General features: G+C 66.3%; 19 protein-coding genes and 2 tRNA genes. 11 read left to right on the top strand and 10 right to left on the bottom strand.

Annotated elements, in window-relative coordinates:
• Positions 1–182: 182 nt before the first annotated feature.
• Positions 183–1,301, bottom strand: coding sequence for a CaiB/BaiF CoA transferase family protein (locus ACXAJT_RS08095; protein ID WP_475234423.1), 1,119 nt, complete (start codon positions 1,299–1,301; stop codon positions 183–185).
• On the bottom strand, positions 1,301–2,521 hold the full coding sequence (locus tag ACXAJT_RS08090; protein WP_475234422.1) for an acyl-CoA dehydrogenase: 1,221 nt from the start codon (positions 2,519–2,521) through the stop codon (positions 1,301–1,303). Before ACXAJT_RS08090 ends, ACXAJT_RS08095 begins: the two co-directional genes overlap by 1 nt.
• A 128-nt stretch (positions 2,522–2,649) precedes the next feature.
• Here ACXAJT_RS08090 and ACXAJT_RS08085 point away from each other — a divergent pair, with 128 nt between their 5' ends.
• The 4 genes from ACXAJT_RS08085 to ACXAJT_RS08070 all read left to right on the top strand — a co-directional run bounded on the left by ACXAJT_RS08085 (position 2,650) and on the right by ACXAJT_RS08070 (position 6,594).
• Complete coding sequence (locus tag ACXAJT_RS08085; protein ID WP_475234421.1) at positions 2,650–3,540, top strand: LysR substrate-binding domain-containing protein; 891 nt, start codon at positions 2,650–2,652, stop codon at positions 3,538–3,540.
• A 160-nt stretch (positions 3,541–3,700) separates the two neighbouring features.
• Complete coding sequence (locus tag ACXAJT_RS08080) at positions 3,701–4,930, top strand: diaminopropionate ammonia-lyase (RefSeq protein ID WP_475234420.1); 1,230 nt, start codon at positions 3,701–3,703, stop codon at positions 4,928–4,930.
• A 15-nt stretch (positions 4,931–4,945) separates the two neighbouring features.
• Positions 4,946–5,875, top strand: coding sequence for an N-carbamoyl-D-amino-acid hydrolase (locus ACXAJT_RS08075; protein WP_475234419.1), 930 nt, complete (start codon positions 4,946–4,948; stop codon positions 5,873–5,875).
• 140 nt (positions 5,876–6,015) lie between these two features.
• Positions 6,016–6,594 carry an exopolysaccharide biosynthesis protein gene (locus ACXAJT_RS08070; protein WP_475234418.1) on the top strand — a complete coding sequence of 193 codons (579 nt, stop codon included), beginning with the start codon at positions 6,016–6,018 and terminating at the stop codon, positions 6,592–6,594.
• A gap of 69 nt (positions 6,595–6,663) precedes the next feature.
• Here ACXAJT_RS08070 and pyc read toward each other — a convergent pair whose 3' ends face one another.
• The gene (gene pyc / locus ACXAJT_RS08065; RefSeq protein WP_475234417.1) at positions 6,664–10,110 is read right to left on the bottom strand and encodes a pyruvate carboxylase; all 3,447 of its coding nucleotides are present in this window, start codon (positions 10,108–10,110) and stop codon (positions 6,664–6,666) included.
• Between the two features lie 450 nt (positions 10,111–10,560).
• Here pyc and ACXAJT_RS08060 point away from each other — a divergent pair, with 450 nt between their 5' ends.
• Positions 10,561–13,008 carry an ATP-dependent helicase gene (locus tag ACXAJT_RS08060; RefSeq protein WP_475234415.1) on the top strand — a complete coding sequence of 816 codons (2,448 nt, stop codon included), beginning with the start codon at positions 10,561–10,563 and terminating at the stop codon, positions 13,006–13,008.
• Positions 13,009–13,135: 127 nt separating this feature from the next.
• On the opposite strand, the gene ACXAJT_RS08055 is transcribed toward ACXAJT_RS08060, so the two are convergent.
• Positions 13,136–13,306: a hypothetical protein gene (locus ACXAJT_RS08055; RefSeq protein ID WP_475234414.1), complete on the bottom strand. Its 171-nt coding sequence runs from the start codon at positions 13,304–13,306 to the stop codon at positions 13,136–13,138.
• 8 nt (positions 13,307–13,314) lie between these two features.
• Positions 13,315–13,650 carry a hypothetical protein gene (locus ACXAJT_RS08050; protein ID WP_475234413.1) on the bottom strand — a complete coding sequence of 112 codons (336 nt, stop codon included), beginning with the start codon at positions 13,648–13,650 and terminating at the stop codon, positions 13,315–13,317.
• 195 nt (positions 13,651–13,845) lie between these two features.
• Between ACXAJT_RS08050 and ACXAJT_RS08045 the strand changes: the two genes are divergently transcribed.
• Both ACXAJT_RS08045 and ACXAJT_RS08040 read left to right on the top strand, forming a co-directional pair.
• Positions 13,846–13,920, top strand: a tRNA-Gly gene (locus tag ACXAJT_RS08045).
• A gap of 87 nt (positions 13,921–14,007) precedes the next feature.
• Positions 14,008–14,082, top strand: a tRNA-Gly gene (locus ACXAJT_RS08040).
• A 175-nt stretch (positions 14,083–14,257) separates the two neighbouring features.
• Here the strand turns inward: ACXAJT_RS08040 and ACXAJT_RS08035 are convergent.
• Complete coding sequence (locus tag ACXAJT_RS08035; RefSeq protein WP_475234412.1) at positions 14,258–14,497, bottom strand: Lrp/AsnC ligand binding domain-containing protein; 240 nt, start codon at positions 14,495–14,497, stop codon at positions 14,258–14,260.
• 161 nt (positions 14,498–14,658) lie between these two features.
• Here ACXAJT_RS08035 and hisB point away from each other — a divergent pair, with 161 nt between their 5' ends.
• The 4 genes from hisB (at position 14,659) to ACXAJT_RS08015 (ending at position 17,098) form a co-directional block, all read left to right on the top strand.
• Positions 14,659–15,246 carry an imidazoleglycerol-phosphate dehydratase HisB gene (gene hisB, locus ACXAJT_RS08030; protein ID WP_475234411.1) on the top strand — a complete coding sequence of 196 codons (588 nt, stop codon included), beginning with the start codon at positions 14,659–14,661 and terminating at the stop codon, positions 15,244–15,246.
• A gap of 102 nt (positions 15,247–15,348) precedes the next feature.
• The gene (gene hisH, locus ACXAJT_RS08025) at positions 15,349–15,984 is read left to right on the top strand and encodes an imidazole glycerol phosphate synthase subunit HisH (protein ID WP_475234410.1); all 636 of its coding nucleotides are present in this window, start codon (positions 15,349–15,351) and stop codon (positions 15,982–15,984) included.
• A gap of 96 nt (positions 15,985–16,080) precedes the next feature.
• Positions 16,081–16,803 (top strand): 1-(5-phosphoribosyl)-5-[(5-phosphoribosylamino)methylideneamino]imidazole-4-carboxamide isomerase, encoded by a 723-nt coding sequence (hisA, locus tag ACXAJT_RS08020; RefSeq protein WP_475234409.1) that lies wholly within the window; start codon positions 16,081–16,083, stop codon positions 16,801–16,803.
• A 4-nt stretch (positions 16,804–16,807) separates the two neighbouring features.
• On the top strand, positions 16,808–17,098 hold the full coding sequence (locus tag ACXAJT_RS08015) for a hypothetical protein (protein ID WP_475234408.1): 291 nt from the start codon (positions 16,808–16,810) through the stop codon (positions 17,096–17,098).
• Here ACXAJT_RS08015 and ACXAJT_RS08010 read toward each other — a convergent pair.
• Genes ACXAJT_RS08010 through ACXAJT_RS07995 form a run of 4 tightly spaced genes read right to left on the bottom strand, consistent with a single transcriptional unit; the run spans position 17,077 to position 19,918 of the window.
• Entirely contained in the window at positions 17,077–18,180 is a 1,104-nt protein-coding gene (locus tag ACXAJT_RS08010) for a THUMP domain-containing class I SAM-dependent RNA methyltransferase (protein WP_475234407.1), read from the bottom strand. The two genes, ACXAJT_RS08015 and ACXAJT_RS08010, sit on opposite strands and share 22 nt — an antisense overlap.
• Before the next feature lie 3 nt (positions 18,181–18,183).
• Positions 18,184–18,522, bottom strand: a complete 339-nt coding sequence (gene arsC / locus ACXAJT_RS08005) for an arsenate reductase (glutaredoxin) (RefSeq protein WP_475234406.1) — start codon at positions 18,520–18,522, stop codon at positions 18,184–18,186.
• Positions 18,519–19,577: a quinone-dependent dihydroorotate dehydrogenase gene (locus ACXAJT_RS08000; RefSeq protein WP_475234527.1), complete on the bottom strand. Its 1,059-nt coding sequence runs from the start codon at positions 19,575–19,577 to the stop codon at positions 18,519–18,521. Before ACXAJT_RS08000 ends, arsC begins: the two co-directional genes overlap by 4 nt.
• Positions 19,577–19,918, bottom strand: a complete 342-nt coding sequence (locus tag ACXAJT_RS07995) for a DUF952 domain-containing protein (RefSeq protein ID WP_475234405.1) — start codon at positions 19,916–19,918, stop codon at positions 19,577–19,579. Before ACXAJT_RS07995 ends, ACXAJT_RS08000 begins: the two co-directional genes overlap by 1 nt.
• Positions 19,919–19,975: the final 57 nt, after the last annotated feature.

Raw genomic sequence — 19,975 nt, 5'->3', positions numbered from 1 at the left:
AGAGCGCAGCGCAGAGCATCGCGCTTTTCCCGGCGGAGGCTGCCTTTGCAGAGCGCCGGTCCGCCTCCGGCGGGCGTATTTTTCAAGAGAAGAAGCCACGCGCCACGCCTTTCTTCTCTTTGCAAATACGCCCGGGGGTGAGGCGCGCAGCGCCGAGGGGGCGGCGCCCCCTCGCCACCCTTTCAGCCCTGCCCGAGCTTCGGCGATGGGCGCGCCGGCGTCAGCGGCGTTTCAGACAGGCGGATCGGCGTGCGGATGCCGGGCACGCCGCCTGCCTCCACCGCCATACCGCGCGCGATCACCTGAGGGTTCTCGAACACCTGATCGACCGAGTTGATCGGCCCGGCAGGCACGGTGGCCTTCTCCAACGCCGCCAGCAACTCGCCCCGGTCCCATTTTGCCAGCGCCCCCACCAACGCGGGCCGCAGCAGGTCGCGATTCGCCACCCGCGCCTCGTTGGTGGCAAAGCGCGCATCCTCGGCCAGCGACAGCCCAAGCACGTCGCACAGCCGGGCAAATTGCCCGTCGTTTCCTACGGCAAGGATCAGATCGCCCGAGCCAGTGGGCAGCACCTCGTAGGGCGCGATATTTGGATGCGCATTGCCCAGCCGGCGCGGCGCCTTGCCGGTGGCCAGGTAGTTCATCCCCTGATTGGCCAGCACGCCCACCGCACAGTCGAGCAGCGCCATGTCGACCAGCTGCCCCTGCCCGGTGCGTTCGCGCGCGGCCAGCGCCGCCTGAATGCCGATCACCGAATAGAGCCCGGTGAAGATGTCGGCAAAGGCCACGCCGACCTTCTGCGGCTCGCCCTCGGGGCTGCCGGTCAGGTCCATCCAGCCCGCCATGCCCTGGATCAAAGAGTCGTACCCGGCCCGCTCGGCATAGGGCCCGTCCTGCCCAAAACCGGTGATAGAGCAATAGACCAGCCGCGGGTTCACTTCGCGCAGGCTCTCGTAGTCGAGGCCGTATTTGCGCAGGCCTCCGAGCTTGAAGTTCTCGATCACCACATCGGCCTCGGCCACCAGTTCGCGCACCCTCGCCTGCCCCTCGGGCGTGCGGAAATCGGCAATGACCGAGCGTTTGCCGCGGTTGGTGGCGTGGAAGTAGGCGGCCGAGCGGTCGCCTTCGCGTTCGATGAACGGGGGGCCCCAGCGGCGGGTGTCGTCGCCCTGCGGCGCCTCGACCTTGATCACCTCCGCACCCAGATCGGCCAGCACCTGCCCGGCCCAAGGCCCGGCGAGGATGCGCGCCAGTTCGATCACGCGCACCCCGTGCATCGGCGGCAATGGGGGAACCTGCATCAAAAGAACGCCTGAATGCCGGTCTGCGCCCGCCCCAAGATCAGCGCATGCACGTCGTGGGTGCCCTCATAGGTGTTGACCGTCTCAAGGTTGGCGGCGTGGCGCATCACGCCGTATTCGATCTGGATGCCGTTGCCGCCGTGCATGTCGCGGGCCATGCGCGCGACATCCAGCGCCTTGCCGCAGTTGTTGCGCTTGATCAGCGAGACCATCTCGGGCGCGGCGCGGCCCTCGTCCATCAGCCGACCCGTGCGCAGGCAGGCCTGCAGGCCAAGCGCGATCTCGGTCTGCATGTCGGCGAGCTTTTTCTGGAAGAGCTGCGTGCCAGCCAGCGGCTTGCCGAACTGCTTGCGGTCGAGACCGTAGCTGCGCGCCTGATGCCAGCAGAACTCGGCGGCGCCCATGACGCCCCAGGCGATGCCGTAGCGCGCGCGGTTGAGGCAGCCGAACGGCCCCTTGAGACCCTCGACGTTGGGCAGCAGCGCGTCTTCGCCGACTTCGACGTCATCCATGACGATCTCGCCGGTGATGCTGGCGCGCAGGCTCAGCTTGCCACCGATCTTCGGTGCGCTCAGCCCCTTCATGCCCTTTTCCAGCACGAAGCCGCGGATCTTGCCGCCATGCGCTTCCGACTTGGCCCAGACCACAAAGACATCGGCAATCGGCGCGTTGGAGATCCACATCTTCGAGCCCTTGAGCACGTAGCCGTTCTCGGTCTTCACAGCCCGCGTTTTCATCCCCGCGGGATCGGACCCCGCGTCGGGCTCGGTCAGGCCAAAGCAGCCGATCCACTCGCCACTGGCGAGCTTCGGCAAGTACTTCATGCGCTGCTCTTCGGAGCCATAGGCGTAGATCGGGTACATCACGAGCGAGGACTGCACCGACATCATCGACCGGTAGCCACTGTCCACCCGCTCCACCTCGCGCGCGACGAGGCCGTAGGCCACATATCCCGCGCCGATGCCGCCATAGGCCTCAGGAATGGTCGAGCCCAAGAGGCCCAGCTCGCCCATCTCGCGGAAGATCTCGGGGTCGGTGTGTTCTTCGAGGTACGCATGCTCGACGCGCGGCAGCAGCTTTTCCTGCGCGAAGGCGTGCGCGGTGTCGCTGATCATCCGCTCTTCTTCGGTCAGCTGCTCGTGGAACAGAAACGGGTCCTCCCAGCTGAACGAGGCAAGCGCGGGCTGTTCCTTGGGCTTGAGGTGGGACAGGTCAGTCATCGGGAGGCTCCTTCGAAAGGATCATGCGTTTGGCGCGCAGACTAGCGCCGCTGCGTCCCTCTGGGAAACGATTTGAATTGCTCAAGTCATGATGAAAACTCATAGTCCGCGCATCCAAGGAGACCTCGATGCGCAAACCCTACATGCCCAGCGTCGGCGAGCTGGAAGCCTTTGTCGCCTGCGCCCGGCGCGGCACCACCACCATGGCCGCCGAGAGCCTGAACCTTACGCAAAGCGCCATCTCGCGCTCGCTCGCGGCGTTGGAGGACCGGCTTGGCGTGGCTCTCTTCCTCCGCGTCCGGCAACGACTGGTGCTGTCGCCAGCCGGGCAGGCCTTTCTGGTGCAGGCCGAAAAGGTGCTGGGCGAGCTGAACTCCGCCGCCATGGGTGTCATGGCCTTTGGTGGGCAGTCCACCGTGCTGCGCATTGCTGTGCTGCCGAGTTTTGCCCGCACATGGCTGATCCCGCGCCTGCCGAAATTTGCTCTGGTCGCTCCCGGCATCACCCTCGATCTGTCGGCGCGGCTGCAGCCGGTGGAGTTTGCCCGCGACCCCTTCGACCTTGCGCTTATGCGCAGCCAGCATGAAACCCCCGGCACCAGCGCCGAGACGGTCGCCCGCGAGGAGATGGTTGTGGTCGCCGCCCCCGCGCTGCTCGACGGGCGCGCCGAACTGACCGATGCCGAGCTTCTGGATCTGCCGCTGCTGCAGCAATCCACCCGCCCGACGCTGTGGCTCGACTGGTTCCGCGGCAGCGATACAGATGCCCGCCGCATCCTGCGCGGCGCGCGCTTCGACCATTTCGACATGATCCTCGATGCCGCGACGGCGGGCCTTGGCGTTGGCATCGTGCCCGAGATCATTGCTCGCCCGGCGCTCGCCAGCGGCCATCTCGCGCGCGCTGCCCCGCGCCGCTTCGACACCGGCGAAAGCTACGCGCTTATCCTGCCCGAGCGCAGCGCCGGCAGCGCCGAGGTCGGCACTTTCCGCGACTGGCTGTTGCGGGAAATCGCCGCCTGATCGACCGGCTGACCCGCTGCAGCACACGCTTGACCTGAAACGCCCGCTTGAGGTGCCCGAATATTCAGCACAGGCTTACCCAAAGGCACCCGACGCCCCGCACACCTTTGCAAAAGTCCGAACTTTCTTCTTCAGTACCGCAGACCCTTGGAAGGACACCATGGCCGAAGAACTCACGCGCAACGCAGGCACAGATGAGGCCTTCACGCTCGCTCTCAACGCGCAGGCCGTCCCCGGCTCGCCGTGGAGCGAGGCGCAGAACGCGATCCTCAGCGACACGGGGTTTACCACCGCCGCCGCGACCATCCGCGCGTGGCCGGGCTACACCGAGACCCCGCTCACCGCGCTGCCCGCGCTGGCGGCCGAGATCGGCGTCGCGGCGCTGCACTACAAGGACGAAAGCACCCGCTTCGGCCTTGGCAGCTTCAAGGCGCTCGGCGGCGCCTATGCCGTGGCGCGGCTGCTGCAGAAGGAACTTTCGGCGCGCCTTGCCCGCGAGGTGAGCATGGAAGAGATCACCTCCCGCGCGCTTCCAGAGGCTGCTGAGATCACCGTCTGCTGCGCCACCGACGGCAATCATGGGCGTTCCGTCGCCTGGGGCGCGCAGAGCTTCGGCTGCGCCTGCGTCATCTTCATTCATGCCACCGTCTCCGAGGGCCGCAGATCGGCCATCGAGGCATTTGGCGCCGAGGTCCGCCGCACCCAAGGCAACTATGACGACTCGGTGCGCAAAGCGCAGGAGACGGCCAGCGCCAACGGCTGGTTCGTGGTCTCCGACACCTCATATCCCGGCTACATGGATGTGCCGCGCGACGTGATGCAGGGCTACGAGATCATGGCCGCCGAGGCGCTCGACGCACTGACCGAGCCGCCCACCCACATCTTCCTGCAAACCGGCGTCGGCGGCATGGCCGCAGCGGTCACCGCACAGGCCGTCCGCCGCTATGGCGCGGACCGCCCGAAGATCGTGCTTTGCGACCCCGATCAGGCCGCCTGCTTCCTCGCCTCCTACCGCAGCGGCGCGCGCACGGCCGTGCACGGCGATCTCGAGACGCTGATGGCCGGGCTCGCCTGCGGCGAGGTCTCGGCGCTCGCGTGGGAGATCCTGCAAGATCATGGCGACGCGGTCATCGCGCTCGCCGATGCCGCCGCCATCGCCGCCATGCGCCGCCTTGCCTACCCTCAGGGGGGCGATCCCGCGCTGGTCGCAGGCGAGTCGGCCGTCGCGGGCATTGCCGGGCTGCGGCTTGCGATGGCCGATGCGCAGGCCCGCGCCCTTCTCGGCCTCGACGAAACCTCCCGCATTCTCACCTTCGGCACCGAGGGCGACACCGATCCCGAGCTTTACGAGCAACTCATCGGCGCCCCGGCCTCCCAGATACGACACTAAAAAAGGACCTCCCATATGAGCCGCAAGTTCACTGTCGCCGCCGCCCAGCTTGGCCCCATCGCCAAGGACGAGCCGCGCAGCTCCACCGTTGCCCGCATGTGCGCGATGATGCGCAGCGCCAAGGACCGCGGCGCCAGCCTCGTGGTCTTCCCCGAACTCGCGCTCACCACCTTCTTCCCGCGCTGGTTCATCGAGGCCGGCCCCGAGCTGGACCAGTGGTTCGAGACCGAGATGCCGAACGAAGATACAGCGCCGCTCTTTGCGCTCGCTCGCGAGCTGCAGATCGGCTTCCACCTCGGCTACGCCGAACTGACCGAGGACGGCCACCACTACAACACCGCCATCCTTGTCGGGCCGGACGGCGAGATCGTCGGCAAGTATCGCAAGATCCACCTGCCGGGCCACTGGGAGAACGAGGAATGGCGTCCGTTCCAGCATCTCGAAAAGCGCTACTTCGAAAAGGGCGATCTCGGCTGGCCGACCTTCGACATGCTCGGCGGCAAGCTTGGCATGTGTATCTGCAACGACCGCCGCTGGCCCGAGACGTGGCGTGTGCTGGGTCTTGGCGGGGCCGAACTGGTCTGCCTCGGCTACAACACCCCGATCCATTTCGCCCCGGCGCCCGAGCATGACCACCTGCAGTATTTCCACAACGAGTTGTCGGTGCAGGCGGGCTGCTACCAGAACGGCACGTGGGGTGTCGCCGTGGCCAAGGCGGGGCTTGAGGAAGGCTCGATCCTGATCGGCGGCAGCATCATCGTCGCCCCCACGGGCGAGATCGTCGCCAAGGCCAGCACCTCGGGCGACGAGGTGATCACGGCGGAAGTCGATCTCGACCGCTGCTCCGAGATCCGGGCCAATGTGTTCAACTTCGAAGAGCACCGTGAGCCGCAGGATTACCTGCCGATCACCGCCCCGAAGGCGGCGCGCAAAGCGGCGGAATAAGCACTTTCGGTCGGGCGCGGCGGCGTGCCCGACCCTTTTGCTCAGCGCCCGGCGCAGCGCTTGCCCCAAGGGAAGACACGCATATCGGAACCCGCGCCGCCCTTGCGGCGCTTACCCCTTACACGTCTTTGGGGAGCGATATGACCGACCAGCCACTCGAAGGAATCATGCAAGACCTCTCGCACCTCGGAGACAGCGACGGCTGTATCGAGGTAAGGGACGTGGTGCGCACGCTTGAATCGCGGGGGTTCGGTCCGCTGCTGATCGTGCTCGCGGCCTTCCTGATGCTGCCCATAGGGATGATCCCCGGCGTGCCCGCGCTGATCGGTGTGCTGTTCATCCTGTGCGGCGCGCAGATGATGCGCGGCAAATCCGGCGTCTGGCTGCCGTCTAAGCTGGCCTGCATCGAATTTCCCGCCGACACGTTCACCGCCAGCATCAAGAAGGCGTGGCCCAAGGCGCGGCGCATCCGGCGCTATGTCGGCTCGCGCATGACATGGGCGGCGAACGGCACGGTCTCGCGGATCATTGCGGTGTTGCTGGTGGTGGCGGGCATCGCGGTGATCGGCCTTGGCTTCGTGCCGGGCCTGCCCTTTCTCGTTGCACTGCCGGTGCTGCTGTTTGGCCTCGGCCTGACGCTGCGCGACGGGCTGTTGATCCTCATCGCCTTTGCGCTTCTTGGGCCAGCGATCTGGACAGGGGCCATGTGGGCGATGTGACGCGCATGAAAAACGCGGGGTCAGGTTGCCCTGCCCCGCGCTTCTGAGCCGCTGCGTCGTGGCGCGAGGTTACTCTTCCAGTTCGATCAGAAGGTCCTTGGCGTCGATCTGGCTGCCCGGCGTCACATGCACCGCCTTGATCACCGCGTCGCGCTCGGCGTGCATGCCGGTCTCCATCTTCATCGCCTCGATGGTCAACAGCAGATCGCCTTCCTTGACCTTCGTCCCGGCCTGCACCGCGATCGACGCCACAACGCCGGGCATCGGAGCGCCGATGTGGTTGGCGTTGCCCAGCTCGGCCTTGGGCTTGGCCCCGGTGGCCGCCTTTGCCTTGCGGTCCGGCACGCGCACCGCGCGCGGCTGGCCGTTGAGTTCGAAGAACACCCGCACCTCGCCGTCGTCCTGCGTCTCGCCGACGGTGATCAGGCGAATCTCCAGCGTCTTGCCCGGATCGATCTCGGCGGTGATCTCCTCGCCCGGCTGCATGCCGTAGAAATAGGCCAGCGTCGGCAGCACCCGCACCGGGCCGTATTCCTCGTGCCGCGCGATGTAGTCGGTGAAGACCTTGGGGTACATCAGGTAGCCGTTGAGATCCTCGTCGTCGAATTCGACGTCCGGGAACTTCTCCTGCAGTTCGGCGCGCAGCTTATCAAGATCGGCGGGCGGCAGATGCTTGCCCGGACGTTCGGTGTTGGGCTTCTCGCCTTTCAGAACCTTCTTGACGATCCCCTCGGGGAAGCCGCCCGGCGGCTGGCCGAGGTTGCCGCGCATCATGTCGATCACCGAGTCGGGGAAGCTGACGTCGCTCTTGGGGTCCTCCACCTGTGCGCGGGTGAGGCCCTGGCTGACCATCATCAGCGCCATGTCGCCCACCACCTTCGACGAAGGGGTCACCTTCACGATATCGCCGAACATCATGTTCACGTCGGCATAGGTCTTGGCGACCTCGTGCCAGCGCTCTTCCAGCCCCAGCGAGCGTGCCTGCGCCTTGAGGTTGGTGAACTGGCCGCCGGGCATCTCGTGCAGGTAGACCTCCGACGCGGGGGCCTGCATGCTGCTCTCGAAGGCCGCATATTGGCCGCGCACCGCCTCCCAGTAGTTCGACACTTCGCGGATCACGTCGACGTCGAGCCCGGTGTCGCGCTCGGTGTGGCGCAGCGCCTCGACGATCGAGCCGAGCGTCGGCTGCGAGGTATTGCCCGAAAGCGCGTCCATCGCCGCGTCCACCGCATCAACGCCCGCTTTCGAGGCTTCCATGATGGTGGCAATCGCCGCACCGCTGGTGTCATGGGTGTGGAAATGGATCGGCAGGCCGACCTCTTCTTTCAGCGCGGTCACCAGCGCACCGGCGGCAGAGGGTTTCAGCAGACCGGCCATATCCTTCAGGCCCAGCACATGCGCGCCAGCCTCTTTCAGCTGCTTGCCCATCGCCACGTAGTACTTGAGATCGTACTTGGCGCGGGCCGGATCGAGGATGTCGCCGGTGTAGCAGATCGTGCCTTCGCAAATTTTGCCGCTGTCGATCACCGCATCCATCGCCACGCGCATATTCTCGACCCAGTTCAGCGAGTCGAACACGCGGAACACGTCGACCCCGCTGGTCGCCGCCTGTGCGACGAAGCTCTGCACCACGTTGTCGGGATAGTTGGTATAGCCGACGCCGTTGGAGGCGCGCAGAAGCATCTGCGTCATGATGTTGGGCATCTTGGCGCGGATGTCGCGCAGGCGCTGCCACGGGCATTCCTGCAAGAAACGGTAGGCCACATCGAAGGTCGCCCCGCCCCAGCATTCCACAGAGAAGAGGCCCGGCAGGTTTGCCGCATAGGCCGGTGCCGCCTTGATCATGTCGAGCGAGCGCATCCGCGTGGCCAGCAGCGACTGGTGCCCGTCGCGCATGGTGGTGTCGGTGATCAGCAGCTGCTTCTGCGCCGCCATCCAGTCGGCCACGGCCTGCGCGCCCTTTTCCTCCAGCAGCGTGCGGGTGCCCGGCGGCGGCGCCTCGGCGCGCAGCGACGGCGCGCGGGCGGGCTTCAGTTCGGCATGGGGTTTCTGGCGCCCCTGCACCTCTGGGTGACCGTTCACCGTGATGTCGGCGAGATAGGTCAGCACCTTGGTGCCGCGGTCACGGCGCTTTTTGAAGTCGAAGAGTTCGGGCGTCGTGTCGATGAACTTCGTGGTGTACTGGTTGTTCAGGAACACCGGATGCTTGAGCAGGTTGATCACGAAGTCGATGTTCGTGCTGACCCCGCGAATACGGAACTCGCGCAGCGCGCGGTCCATGCGGCTGATCGCCTTCTCCGGGGTCGGCGCCTTGGCGGTCACCTTCACCAGCAGAGAATCGTAGTAGCGGGTGATCACCCCGCCCGCGTAAGCCGTGCCGCCGTCGAGGCGGATGCCCATGCCCGTCGCCGAGCGATAGGCGGTGATCCGGCCATAATCGGGGATGAAGTTGTTGGTCGGGTCTTCGGTGGTGATCCGGGTCTGCAGCGCGTGGCCGGTGAGACGGATGTCGTATTGCGAGGCCTTGCCGGTGGCTTCGGCGAGGCTTTTGCCCTCGGCGATCATGATCTGCGCCTGCACGATGTCGATGCCGGTCACCTCTTCGGTGACGGTGTGCTCGACCTGCACGCGCGGGTTCACTTCGATGAAGTAGAAATTGCCGCTGTCCATATCCATCAGGAATTCGACGGTGCCGGCGCATTCGTAGTTCACATGGGCACAGATCTTGCGGCCAAGCTCGCACAGCTCCTCGCGCTGCGCTTCGCTGAGATAGGGCGCAGGGGCACGCTCGACGACCTTCTGGTTGCGGCGCTGCACAGAGCAGTCGCGCTCGTAGAGGTGGTAGATGTTGCCCTGCTTGTCGCCGAGGATCTGCACCTCGACGTGGCGGGCGCGGGTGATCATCTTCTCGAGATACCCCTCGCCATTGCCAAAGGCGGCCTCGGCCTCCCGCCGGCCCTCCAGCACCTTCTCTTTCAGTTCCTTGGAAGACTCGATCGGACGCATCCCGCGCCCGCCGCCGCCCCAGCTGGCCTTCAGCATCAGCGGATAGCCGATCTCTTCGGCGTCCTTGGCGATGGCGTCGAAATCATCACCCAGCACCTCGGTCGCGGGAATCACCGGCACGCCGGCCTCGATCGCCACCTCGCGGGCGCTGGCCTTATCGCCAAGCGCGCGCATGGTTTCAGCCTTGGGCCCGATGAAGGTGATGCCCGCCTCGGCGCATGCATCGACAAATTCGGGGTTTTCCGACAGCAGGCCATAGCCCGGATGGATCGCGTCGGCGCCCGCTTCCTTGGCCACGCGAATAATTTCGGGAATCGCCAGATACGCCGCCACCGGCCCGAGGCCCTCGCCAATCCGATAGGCTTCATCGGCCTTGAAACGGTGGAGCCCCAGCTTGTCCTCTTCCGCGTAGACGGCGACCGTCTTCTTCCCCATCTCGTTCGCCGCCCGCATGATGCGGATCGCGATCTCGCCCCTGTTGGCGATGAGAATCTTCTGGAACTCTGGCATTATCTTCCTCCGTCACTACCGCCATGCCTGCGGTGACGTGGAGTGAACGCGATGCTGCGATGCGGCGCAAGTGGCTATGCAAATTTAGCATCTGCGAGCGCAAACTTTGCAAAACCTCGCCGATTTCAATCCTTGCGTGCATCCCGCGTCGGACGCCTGCGGCCCCCTGCCCGCGCCCGACATTCGTCGCGAGGAATGACTTAGCAGCCTGAGGCCCGATACGCCTCGCCTGAGCAAAAAAGCACGAGGTCCGCCGCCTGCCGACCCGCAACGCGGCGGTCTGGCGGACCGTTCGAAACGCCCGCGTGCTCCGCAAAACTAGGGAACGACTGCAGCCTTCGCGAGCCGATGGCCGCCGGCGCACCCTGCAAACACGCCCTCGCCGGAGATTTTAAGAACAAATAAAGAACGCACCTTTCGCCGGGCGCCGGGCCGCGCTAGATTTGCGCCATGAGCAGCTTTGACGACATGGATGCATTCGAGGGAGCCTCGCTGTCGCAGCGGGCCATGGCGGCGCGCCCGGCGCCCTACCTCGACGATCTCAACCCCGCGCAGCGCGAGGCGGTGGAACGGCTCGACGGGCCGGTGCTGATGCTGGCCGGTGCCGGCACCGGCAAGACCAAGGCGCTGACCGCCCGTATCGCGCACCTGCTGACCACCGGCCGCGCCCGGCCGAATGAGATTCTGTCGGTGACTTTCACCAACAAGGCCGCGCGCGAGATGAAAGAGCGGGTCGGCCGCCTGCTCGGCCATGCGGTCGAGGGGCTGCCGTGGATGGGCACCTTCCACTCGATCTGCGTCAAGCTGCTGCGCCGCCATGCCGAACTCGTGGGGCTGAAGACGAATTTCACCATCCTCGACACCGACGACCAGATCCGCCTGCTGAAACAGGTGATCGCGGCCAACAACATCGACGAAAAGCGCTGGCCGGCCCGGCAGCTGTCGTCGCTGATCGACAATTGGAAGAACCGCGCCTGGACGCCCGACAAGGTGCCCGCGTCAGAGGCTTCGGCCTTCAACAACCGCGGCACCGAGCTTTACGCCCAGTACCAGACCCGGCTGCGCGAACTGAACGCCTGCGACTTCGGCGATCTGCTGCTGCATGTGGTGACAATCTTCCAGCAGCACGCCGACGTGCTGGAGCAATACCAGCGCTGGTTCCGCTTTATCTTGGTGGACGAGTATCAAGATACCAACGTCGCCCAGTATCTCTGGCTGCGGCTTTTGGCGCAGGGCCACACCAACATCTGCTGCGTCGGCGACGATGACCAGTCGATCTACGGCTGGCGCGGTGCCGAGGTGGGCAACATCCTGCGCTTCGAAAAGGATTTCCCCGGCGCGCATGTGGTCCGGCTGGAACAGAACTACCGCTCGACCCCGCATATCCTCGCCGCCGCCTCTTCGGTGATCCGCGGCAACGAGAACCGACTCGGCAAAGAGCTGTGGACCGAAGCCGGGGATGGCGAGAAGGTGCGCCTGATCGGCCATTGGGACGGCGAGGAAGAGGCGCGCTGGATCGGCGAGGAGATCGAGGCGGCGCAGCGCGGCGCGCGCGGGATGCACGCCTTCTCGCTGGACGATATGGCGATCCTCGTGCGCGCCTCACACCAGATGCGCGCCTTCGAGGACCGCTTCCTGACCATCGGTCTGCCCTACCGGGTGATCGGCGGGCCGCGCTTCTACGAACGGCTCGAGATTCGCGATGCCATGGCCTATTTCCGGCTGGTGGTCTCGCCCGAGGACGATCTGGCCTTCGAGCGCATCGTCAACACCCCCAAGCGCGGCCTCGGCGACAAGGCGCAGCAGAAGATCCAGATGAAAGCGCGCGCCAACGGCACGACGCTGCTGAACGGCGCGCGCCTGCTGCTGCGCGACAAGGAAATCACCGGCAAGGGCGCCGGCAAGCTGGCCACCTTCGTCGAACAGATGGACCGCTGGCACGAGGTCGCCCGCCAGCAACTCGGCCTGCCGTCGGAAGTGCAGCAGGACGACGACGATCTGGTGCTGATCGACGAGGACAAGCCGCTGGCCAAGACCATGAGCCACGTGGAACTGGCCGAGATCATGCTCGACGAGAGCGGCTACACAGAGATGTGGCAAAACGACAAGAACCCCGATTCCCCGGGCCGGCTGGAAAACCTCAAGGAACTGGTCAAGGCGCTGGAGAATTTCGACAACCTGCAGGGGTTTCTCGAACACGTCGCGCTGATCATGGACAACGAGACGGAAGAGACCGGCGCCAAGGTCTCGATCATGACGCTGCACGCTGCCAAGGGTTTGGAGTTTCCGGCGGTGTTCCTGCCGGGCTGGGAAGACGGGCTGTTCCCGTCGCAGCGCTCGATGGACGAAAGCGGCCTCAAGGGGCTCGAGGAAGAACGCCGCCTCGCGTACGTCGGCATCACCCGCGCCGAAGAGCTTTGCACCATCTCCTTCGCCGCCAACCGGCGGGTGTTCGGCCAGTGGCAATCGGCCCTGCCCTCGCGCTTCATCGACGAGTTGCCCGAGCAGCACGTGGAGATTCTCACCCCGCCCGGCCTCTACGGCGGCGGCTATGGCGCGGCGGGCATGAACAGCGGCTATGGCGGCGGTTCGGGCCTCGAGACGCGCGCCTCCGAGGCCAATGTCTACAACTCGCCCGGCTGGAAGCGGCTGCAGGAACGCTCATCCAGCGCGCGCTCTGTCAGCCAGCCGCGCGAGAGCCGCAACCAAGTCATCGACCTGCAGGCGGTCTCGGCCTTCGCGATGGGCGAGCGCGTCTTCCACCAGAAATTCGGCTACGGCGAGATCGTCGCTATCGAGGGCGACAAGCTGGAGATCGATTTCGAGAAGGCCGGCGTGAAGAAGGTGGTCGCGCGCTTCGTCACCGCGGCGGATTCGGCGGGGGACGTGCCGTTCTGACACAGCGCGGCGCCGCAATCAGCCGCTCCCGCCCGTCCGCAGCTGCGTATTTTTGAAGAGAAGAAGGCCCGAGCATCTCGCCCCGGGCCTTCTTCTCTTTTCAAATACGCACATTGAAACCTGCGTCTCAGCGCCACGCGCCGATCACCGTCCCAAGCATCTCGGCATCGCTCCGCCCCGAGGCGCGTGCGATCATGGCAAGGCTTTCTTCCTGTCCGCCCACCGCGAATCCCGCCGCCGTGAGCGTCGCGGCCAGTCCCGCGGCCGGCACGTCGATCAGCGCTGCCACCTCGGCCACGCTACCGTTCAGGACCAGGTCCGCCGCTGCGAACTGCGGCGGACGCCTCCCACCCGCGGGCCCGCCTGCGCAAGCAGCGCTGGCACGACGAAGGCCCCGGCCATGATCACCGAGGCCGCCATGGCCATGGCAAAGGCCGGCTTGCGCAGATAGGCGGTCATCGGGCGCCAGTTCTTCCACAGGTGCAGCGCGAAGGGCATGATCAGCACCATGCTCAGCCATTCGTGCATGCCGTGGAACCAGCCCATGTTCCAGTGAAAGAACAGCGCGAGTCCCGAGGTCAGCGAGACCAGAAAGAGCCCGGTGATGAGCGGTGTGGCATAGCGGTAAATGGCGCGGGTCATGTGCAATTGCTCCGATGCTGGCTTTGGGCGGGCCGCGCTCTCGCCTCGCACGCCCACGGTCGATACGCGCCGCCGCCAAGTTTCCGTCGCGTTTTGCTGGGCTTTTTTGCTCTTCCGAAAATTTCCGGCAAAAACCTGAATTTTCCTCTTGCGGAGGTCTGCGGGAAACTCTAAATCGCCCACACCAACAAGGAAGCGGGCGTAGCTCAGGGGTAGAGCATTACCTTGCCAAGGTAAGGGTCGGGCGTTCGAATCGCCTCGCCCGCTCCAGTTGGACCTCCGGCGCAAGTCGGACCGGTGAGAGGCCGGATCGGCAGTCAGGCGGATGCCTGAAAAGCCGAACATGATGAATGGTTTGCGGGCGTAGCTCAGGGGTAGAGCATTACCTTGCCAAGGTAAGGGTCGGGCGTTCGAATCGCCTCGCCCGCTCCATTCACCACCTTCTTACAGACAGACACAGAGGCAACCGGACGCAGACACGCGATGCCGGGATTTTTCGTTTGCGCCTCAGGCTTTGCGTCTCCGCCCCCAAACGGCACAGACGCGACGGGCGACCCGCAGGCCGCCCCCCCCCTTGCAGATCAGAACTGCAGATCAGAACTGCAGATCAGAACGCCTTGAAAGTCAGCGTGGTCAACGACCGTTCGATGCCCGGCACGACGAGCAGGTTTTCGTTGATGAAATGCCCGACGTCGGCATCCTCGGGGATATAGAGCTTGAGCAGCAGGTCCCATTCGCCCGACGTCGAATAGAGTTCAGAGTGAATCTCTTTCAGCGCGATCGCATCTGCCACCTGATAGGTGGTGCCGGGCTTGCAGCGGATCTGCACAAAGACACAGGTGGTCATGGTCGGGGCCTTTCGTTGCTATGCGGGCAAGCTGTCACACCGCCCCCGCCGCCGCAAGCCGCGCCCGATGCTTCGCTGCCCCGGGCTTGGCTGCGTCCGGGGCTTGGCGCGCGCCCTGCCCCGCCCTATAAGCCGCTGCAACACACCGAGGAGTATGGTCCATGCGCAAGGCCGAAGTGAGCCGCAGCACCGCCGAGACGAAGATCGAGGTCAGCCTCGATCTCGACGGCACCGGCAGCTACGACATGAAGACCGGCGTGGGGTTCTTTGACCACATGCTGGACCAACTGGCGCGCCACTCGCTGATCGATATGGTGGTGCGCGCCGAGGGCGACCTGCACATCGACGACCACCACACTGTCGAGGACACCGGCATCGCCATTGGGCAGGCGCTGGCCAAGGCGCTTGGCGACAAGCGCGGCATCCGCCGCTACGGTGCCTGCTTGTTGCCGATGGACGACGCGCTGGTGCGCGCCGCGCTGGATCTCTCGGCCCGGCCCTTCCTGGTCTGGAAGGTCGCGTTGCCCACCGAAAAGATCGGCGCCTTCGACTGCGAGCTGGTGCGCGAGTTCTTTCAGGCGCTGGCGACGCATGGCGGTATCACCCTGCATGTCGAGGCGATCGATGGCGTGAACTCGCACCACATCGTCGAGGCGGTGTTCAAGGCGGTGGCCCGCGCGCTGCGCGAGGCGGTGGAGCCCGATCCACGCAAGAGCGACGCGATTCCCTCGACCAAGGGCGCGCTCTGAATTTGCCAAGGGCCAGCGAGGGGCCAGCCCCTCGCGCTCCCCGGAGTATTTGCGGAAAGATGAAAGGGGCCGGGACTGCACCGGCCCGGAAAGGTGAGCCACATGCTGACGGCGATCATCGACTACGAGAGCGGCAACTTGCATTCGGCCGAGAAGGCCTTTCAACGCATGGCGAACGAGCTGGACGCGGGCACCGTGGTGGTGACCGACGACCCCGAGGTGGTGGCGAAGGCTGATCGACTGGTGCTGCCCGGCGATGGCGCTTTTCCGGCCTGCGCCAAGGCGCTGCGCCATTCGGGCTGCTTCGACGCCATGGTCGAAGCGGTGATCGCGCGGGGCCGTCCGTTCCTTGGGATTTGCGTCGGCATGCAACTGATGGCGCGGGTCGGCTTTGAATACGAAGAGACCCCCGGCCTTGGCTGGGTCGATGGCGAGGTCGAAAAGATCCTGCCCGCCGATCCGGCGCTGAAAGTGCCGCACATGGGCTGGAACGAGCTGGTGATCGACCGCGACCACCCGGTGCTTGACGGCGTGCAGACCGGCGATCACGCGTATTTCGTGCACTCCTACCAGATGCGTATGCTCACCCCCGAGCACCGCATCGCCCATGTGGACTACGGCAGCACGGTCACCGCAGTGGTCGGCAGCGGCACCATGCTGGGCTTTCAGTTCCACCCCGAGAAAAGCGCCGAAACCGGGCTGCGGATGATCGGCAACTTCCTGACCTGGGCGCCCTGATCCCCGGCGCGGGCACGCGGATTGCAAAGCGCGCCTCGGCGCGGCTATAGGGTGGCCGACACCGATCCCGTCACTGACCTTTTGCGGAGCCGCGCCATGATCCTCTACCCCGCCATCGACCTCAAGGACGGCAAGGCCGTGCGCCTGCTGCGCGGCGATATGGAGAAGGCCACGGTCTTCAACGACGATCCCGCCGCGCAGGCGATGGAGTTTGTCGACGCCGGCTGCGACTGGCTGCATCTTGTGGATCTCAACGGCGCCTTCGCCGGCGAGCCGGTGAACGCCGCGGCGGTCGAGTCGATCCTTGAGCGCACCAAGGTGCCGGCGCAGCTTGGCGGCGGCATCCGTGACATGGCGACCATCGAGCGCTGGCTCGACAAGGGGCTGGCGCGCGTCATCCTCGGCACCGTGGCGGTGGAGAACCCGGCGCTGGTGCGCGAGGCGGCAAAGGCGTTCCCCGGCAAGATCGCCGTCGGCATCGACGCCCGCGACGGGCGCGTGGCGACCAAGGGCTGGGCCGAGGTGACCGATGTGGACGCGGTGGACCTGGCGCGCAGCTTCGAAGACGACGGCGTGGCGGCGATCATCTACACCGACATCAACCGCGATGGCGCCATGCAGGGTCCGAACATCGACTATACCGCCGCCATGGCGCGCGCCGTGTCGATCCCGGTGATCGCCTCGGGCGGCGTGTCGTCGATGGCCGATCTGATCGCCCTGCGCGATTGCGGCGCTGAACTCAACGGCGCGATCTCGGGCCGGGCGCTCTACGACGGGGCGATCGACCTGAAAGCCGCGCTGGCCGCCCTCAAGGGCTGAACCCGTGGTGTTGCGGGCGATCACCTATGCGCTGATCGCCTTGCTGGCGGTCTGCCTGCTGCCGGTCGCCGGCGTCCTTGCCTCCACCACCGTGGCAGACCTGGCGGGCTGCCGGCTCGATGAGGCCGGCAGCTATCCCTGCGTTGTGCTGGGGCGGGACATCGGCGGCACGCTGGCGATGCTGTTCGTGTCGGGCTGGTTCGCGCTGGTGACGCTGCCGCTGGCCGGCCTGATCGCCGCGGCGCTTCTTGTGATCTGGCTGATCCGCCGCCGTCAGAGCGGCTCGGTGCGGTAGAGCTTCACCTTCAGGCTGCCATGGGCCACTGGCGCCCCGGTGGGCAGGAAGCGCAGGCCGGTGGCCTTGGCCAGACCCGGCTCGGTGGTGATGATCCCGACGCGCCAGCCGGCGAAGTTTTCCCTCAGCACCGCGCCCAGCGAGGCGTGCAGCGCGTGCAGCGGGCCCTTCTCGCCGATGCGCGCGCCATAGGGCGGGTTCACCATGACAAGGCCCGGCGGGCCTTCGGGACGCTGCAGCTCGCTCACCGGGCGGCAGTCGAAGCGCGTCCACTCCGTCACCCCGGCACGCTCGGCATTGGCGGTTGCCGAGCGGATCGCCCCCGCGTCGCGATCGGAGCCATAGTAGAGCGCGGAGGGCGTGCGCAGCGGACCCTGCCGCTTCATCCCCTTGAGGTCCGCCGGCGCAAAGACCGCCAGACGCTCGAAATCAAACGCCCGCGCCCGGCCCGGCAGGAGGCCGGCGGCGATCTCGGCCCCCTCGATGGGAAAGGTGCCCGAGCCGCACATCGGGTCGAGCACCGGCTCGACGCCATCGTAGCCGCAGGCCCGCAGGAAGAGCGAGGCCAGCGTCTCGCGCATCGGCGCCTTGCTCACCGCCTGCTTAAGCCCGCGCCGGTGCAGCGGCTGGCCGGAGGTGTCGACGGAGAAGGACACGAGGTTGTTCTCGATCCGCGCGAGGATGCGCACGCCATCCTCGGCGATGGGCGCGCCCAGCTCTTCGGTGATCGCGCGCTCAATGCGCTGCTTGGCGGCGCCCGCGTGATAGATCTTGGACTTGCGGCTCAGCGCCTCGACCTTCACCGGCACATCGGCGCGCAGGATGTCGCCCCATGGGAACTTGCGCGCCCGTTTGTCGAGCTGCGCCAGATGCAGTGCCGGGAAGCCGCCGATCCGCGCCAGCACCCGCGCCGCGCCGCGCAGTTCCAGATTGGCGCGCGCTACCTCGGGCCAGCCGCCCTGAAACGACACGCCGCCCTGCTCGGGCTTCAGCGGCCCGAAGCCAAGCGCCTTGGCCTCCTGCACCAGAACCGGCTCCAGCCCCGGCGCGCAGGCAAGGAAGATCTCGAATTTATCGTCCATGGCTCAGAGCAGGTCCAGCACGCGCTCGGGCGGACGGCCGATCACCGCGCGATCGCCCTCGAAGGCGACCGGCCGCTCGATCAGCTTGGGCGTCTCGGCCATGGCGCGCAGCAGCGTCTCATCGTCGCTGGCCTTGCTCAGACCCGCCGCTTTGAACTCGGCTTCCTTGGTGCGCATCATTTCGATCACCGGCACACCAAGCGCGGCCTGCGCTGCCTTCAGCTCGTCATAGCTCGGCGCGTCTTCGAGATAGCGGCGCACCTGCGGCTCCACACCCTTGTCCTGCAGCAGTTGCAGCGCCTCGCGCGACTTGCTGCAACGGGGATTGTGCCAGAGGATCATGTCCAGTCTCCGCGCCCGGTGCCCACCGCTTCCTCGACCGAGGCGAAACCGTCGCGCGCCAGCAGCGCATCGAGGCCCTCGGCGATGTCCTGCACCAGCGACAGCCCGCCATAGACCAGCGCGGTGTAAAGCTGCACCGCCGAGGCCCCAGCACGAATCTTCTGATACGCCTGCTCGGCCGAGCCGATGCCGCCGACCCCGATCAGCGGCAGCTGGCCCTCGGTCAGCTGCGACAGATGCGCCAACACTCGGGTGGATTTCTCGAACAAAGGCTGGCCCGACATGCCGCCCGCTTCGGAGGCATGGCTCGAGCGCAGCCCCTCGCGCGAGAGCGTGGTGTTGGTGGCGATTACCGCGTCGACCTTCGAGGCCATGGCCACTTCGGCCACGTCCTTCAGCCCCTGTTCGTCGAGGTCCGGCGCGATCTTGAGGAACACCGGAATGCGGTCATCGAGGTGCGCGCGCGCGTCCATGACACCGCCCAGCAGCGCCGCAAGCGCATCCTTGCCCTGCAGGTCGCGCAGCCGCTCGGTATTGGGCGAGCTGACGTTGACGGTGGCGAAATCGAGATGCTCGCCGCAGCGCGCCAGCACCTTGGCGAAATCCGCCGCGCGGTCGTCGCTGTCTTTGTTGGCACCAAGGTTGAGCCCCAGCACCATGTCGCGAGGGCGATGCACCAGCCGCCCGGCAGCGGCCTCCATGCCCTCATTGTTGAAGCCGAAGCGGTTGATCGCTGCGCGGTCTTCGGTCAGCCGGAACAGACGCGGCTTGGGGTTGCCCGGCTGCGCGCGCGGGGTGATCGCGCCTACCTCGACAAAGCCAAAGCCCGCGCGCGACAGGCCCGACAGCGCCTCTGCGTTCTTGTCGAACCCGGCGGCAAGGCCGATCGGGTTCGGCAGCCGCAGCCCTGCCACCTCGCAGCGCAGCCGGTCCGAGGTGATCAGCCCCGGTGCCGGTGCCAGCCCCATCTTCAGCGCCAGAACGGCGGCCCGATGCGCCTGCTCGGGATCGAGCCTGTGGACCAGCGGCAGCCCTGCCTTTTCGAGAAATCGCATCATGCCATATCGTCCGGAAATACATGCGCGCCGGAGCCACCCAGGGGCAGCGGACGCGCCCATTTCAGCCCCGCCATCGGCAGCGCGGCATAGAGATGCGGGAACAGCGCACCACCGCGCGACGGCTCCCAGCGCAGCTGATCGCCCAGCTGCTCCGCCTCGTAGCAGAGCAGATGCAGCCCCTCGACGCCAGAAAAATGCTTCGCGGCAGTCTCGCGCACCTGCTCGGCGGTCGAGAAGTGAATGTAGCCGTCGGCCACGTCGATGGGCGCCCCGGCGGTCTCGCCCTGCGCCTGCAGTGCCGCCCATTCGTCGGCCCGGAGGATTTTGTAGATCAGCATGGGCTCCAGATGCCGTGGAACCCCGCCCCGGTCAATCCCCCGGCGGTATCCCTGCCT

The sequence above is a fragment of the Salipiger sp. ABF4_146 genome (assembly GCF_056161345.1).
This window is presented reverse-complemented; position numbering and strand designations above follow the sequence as displayed.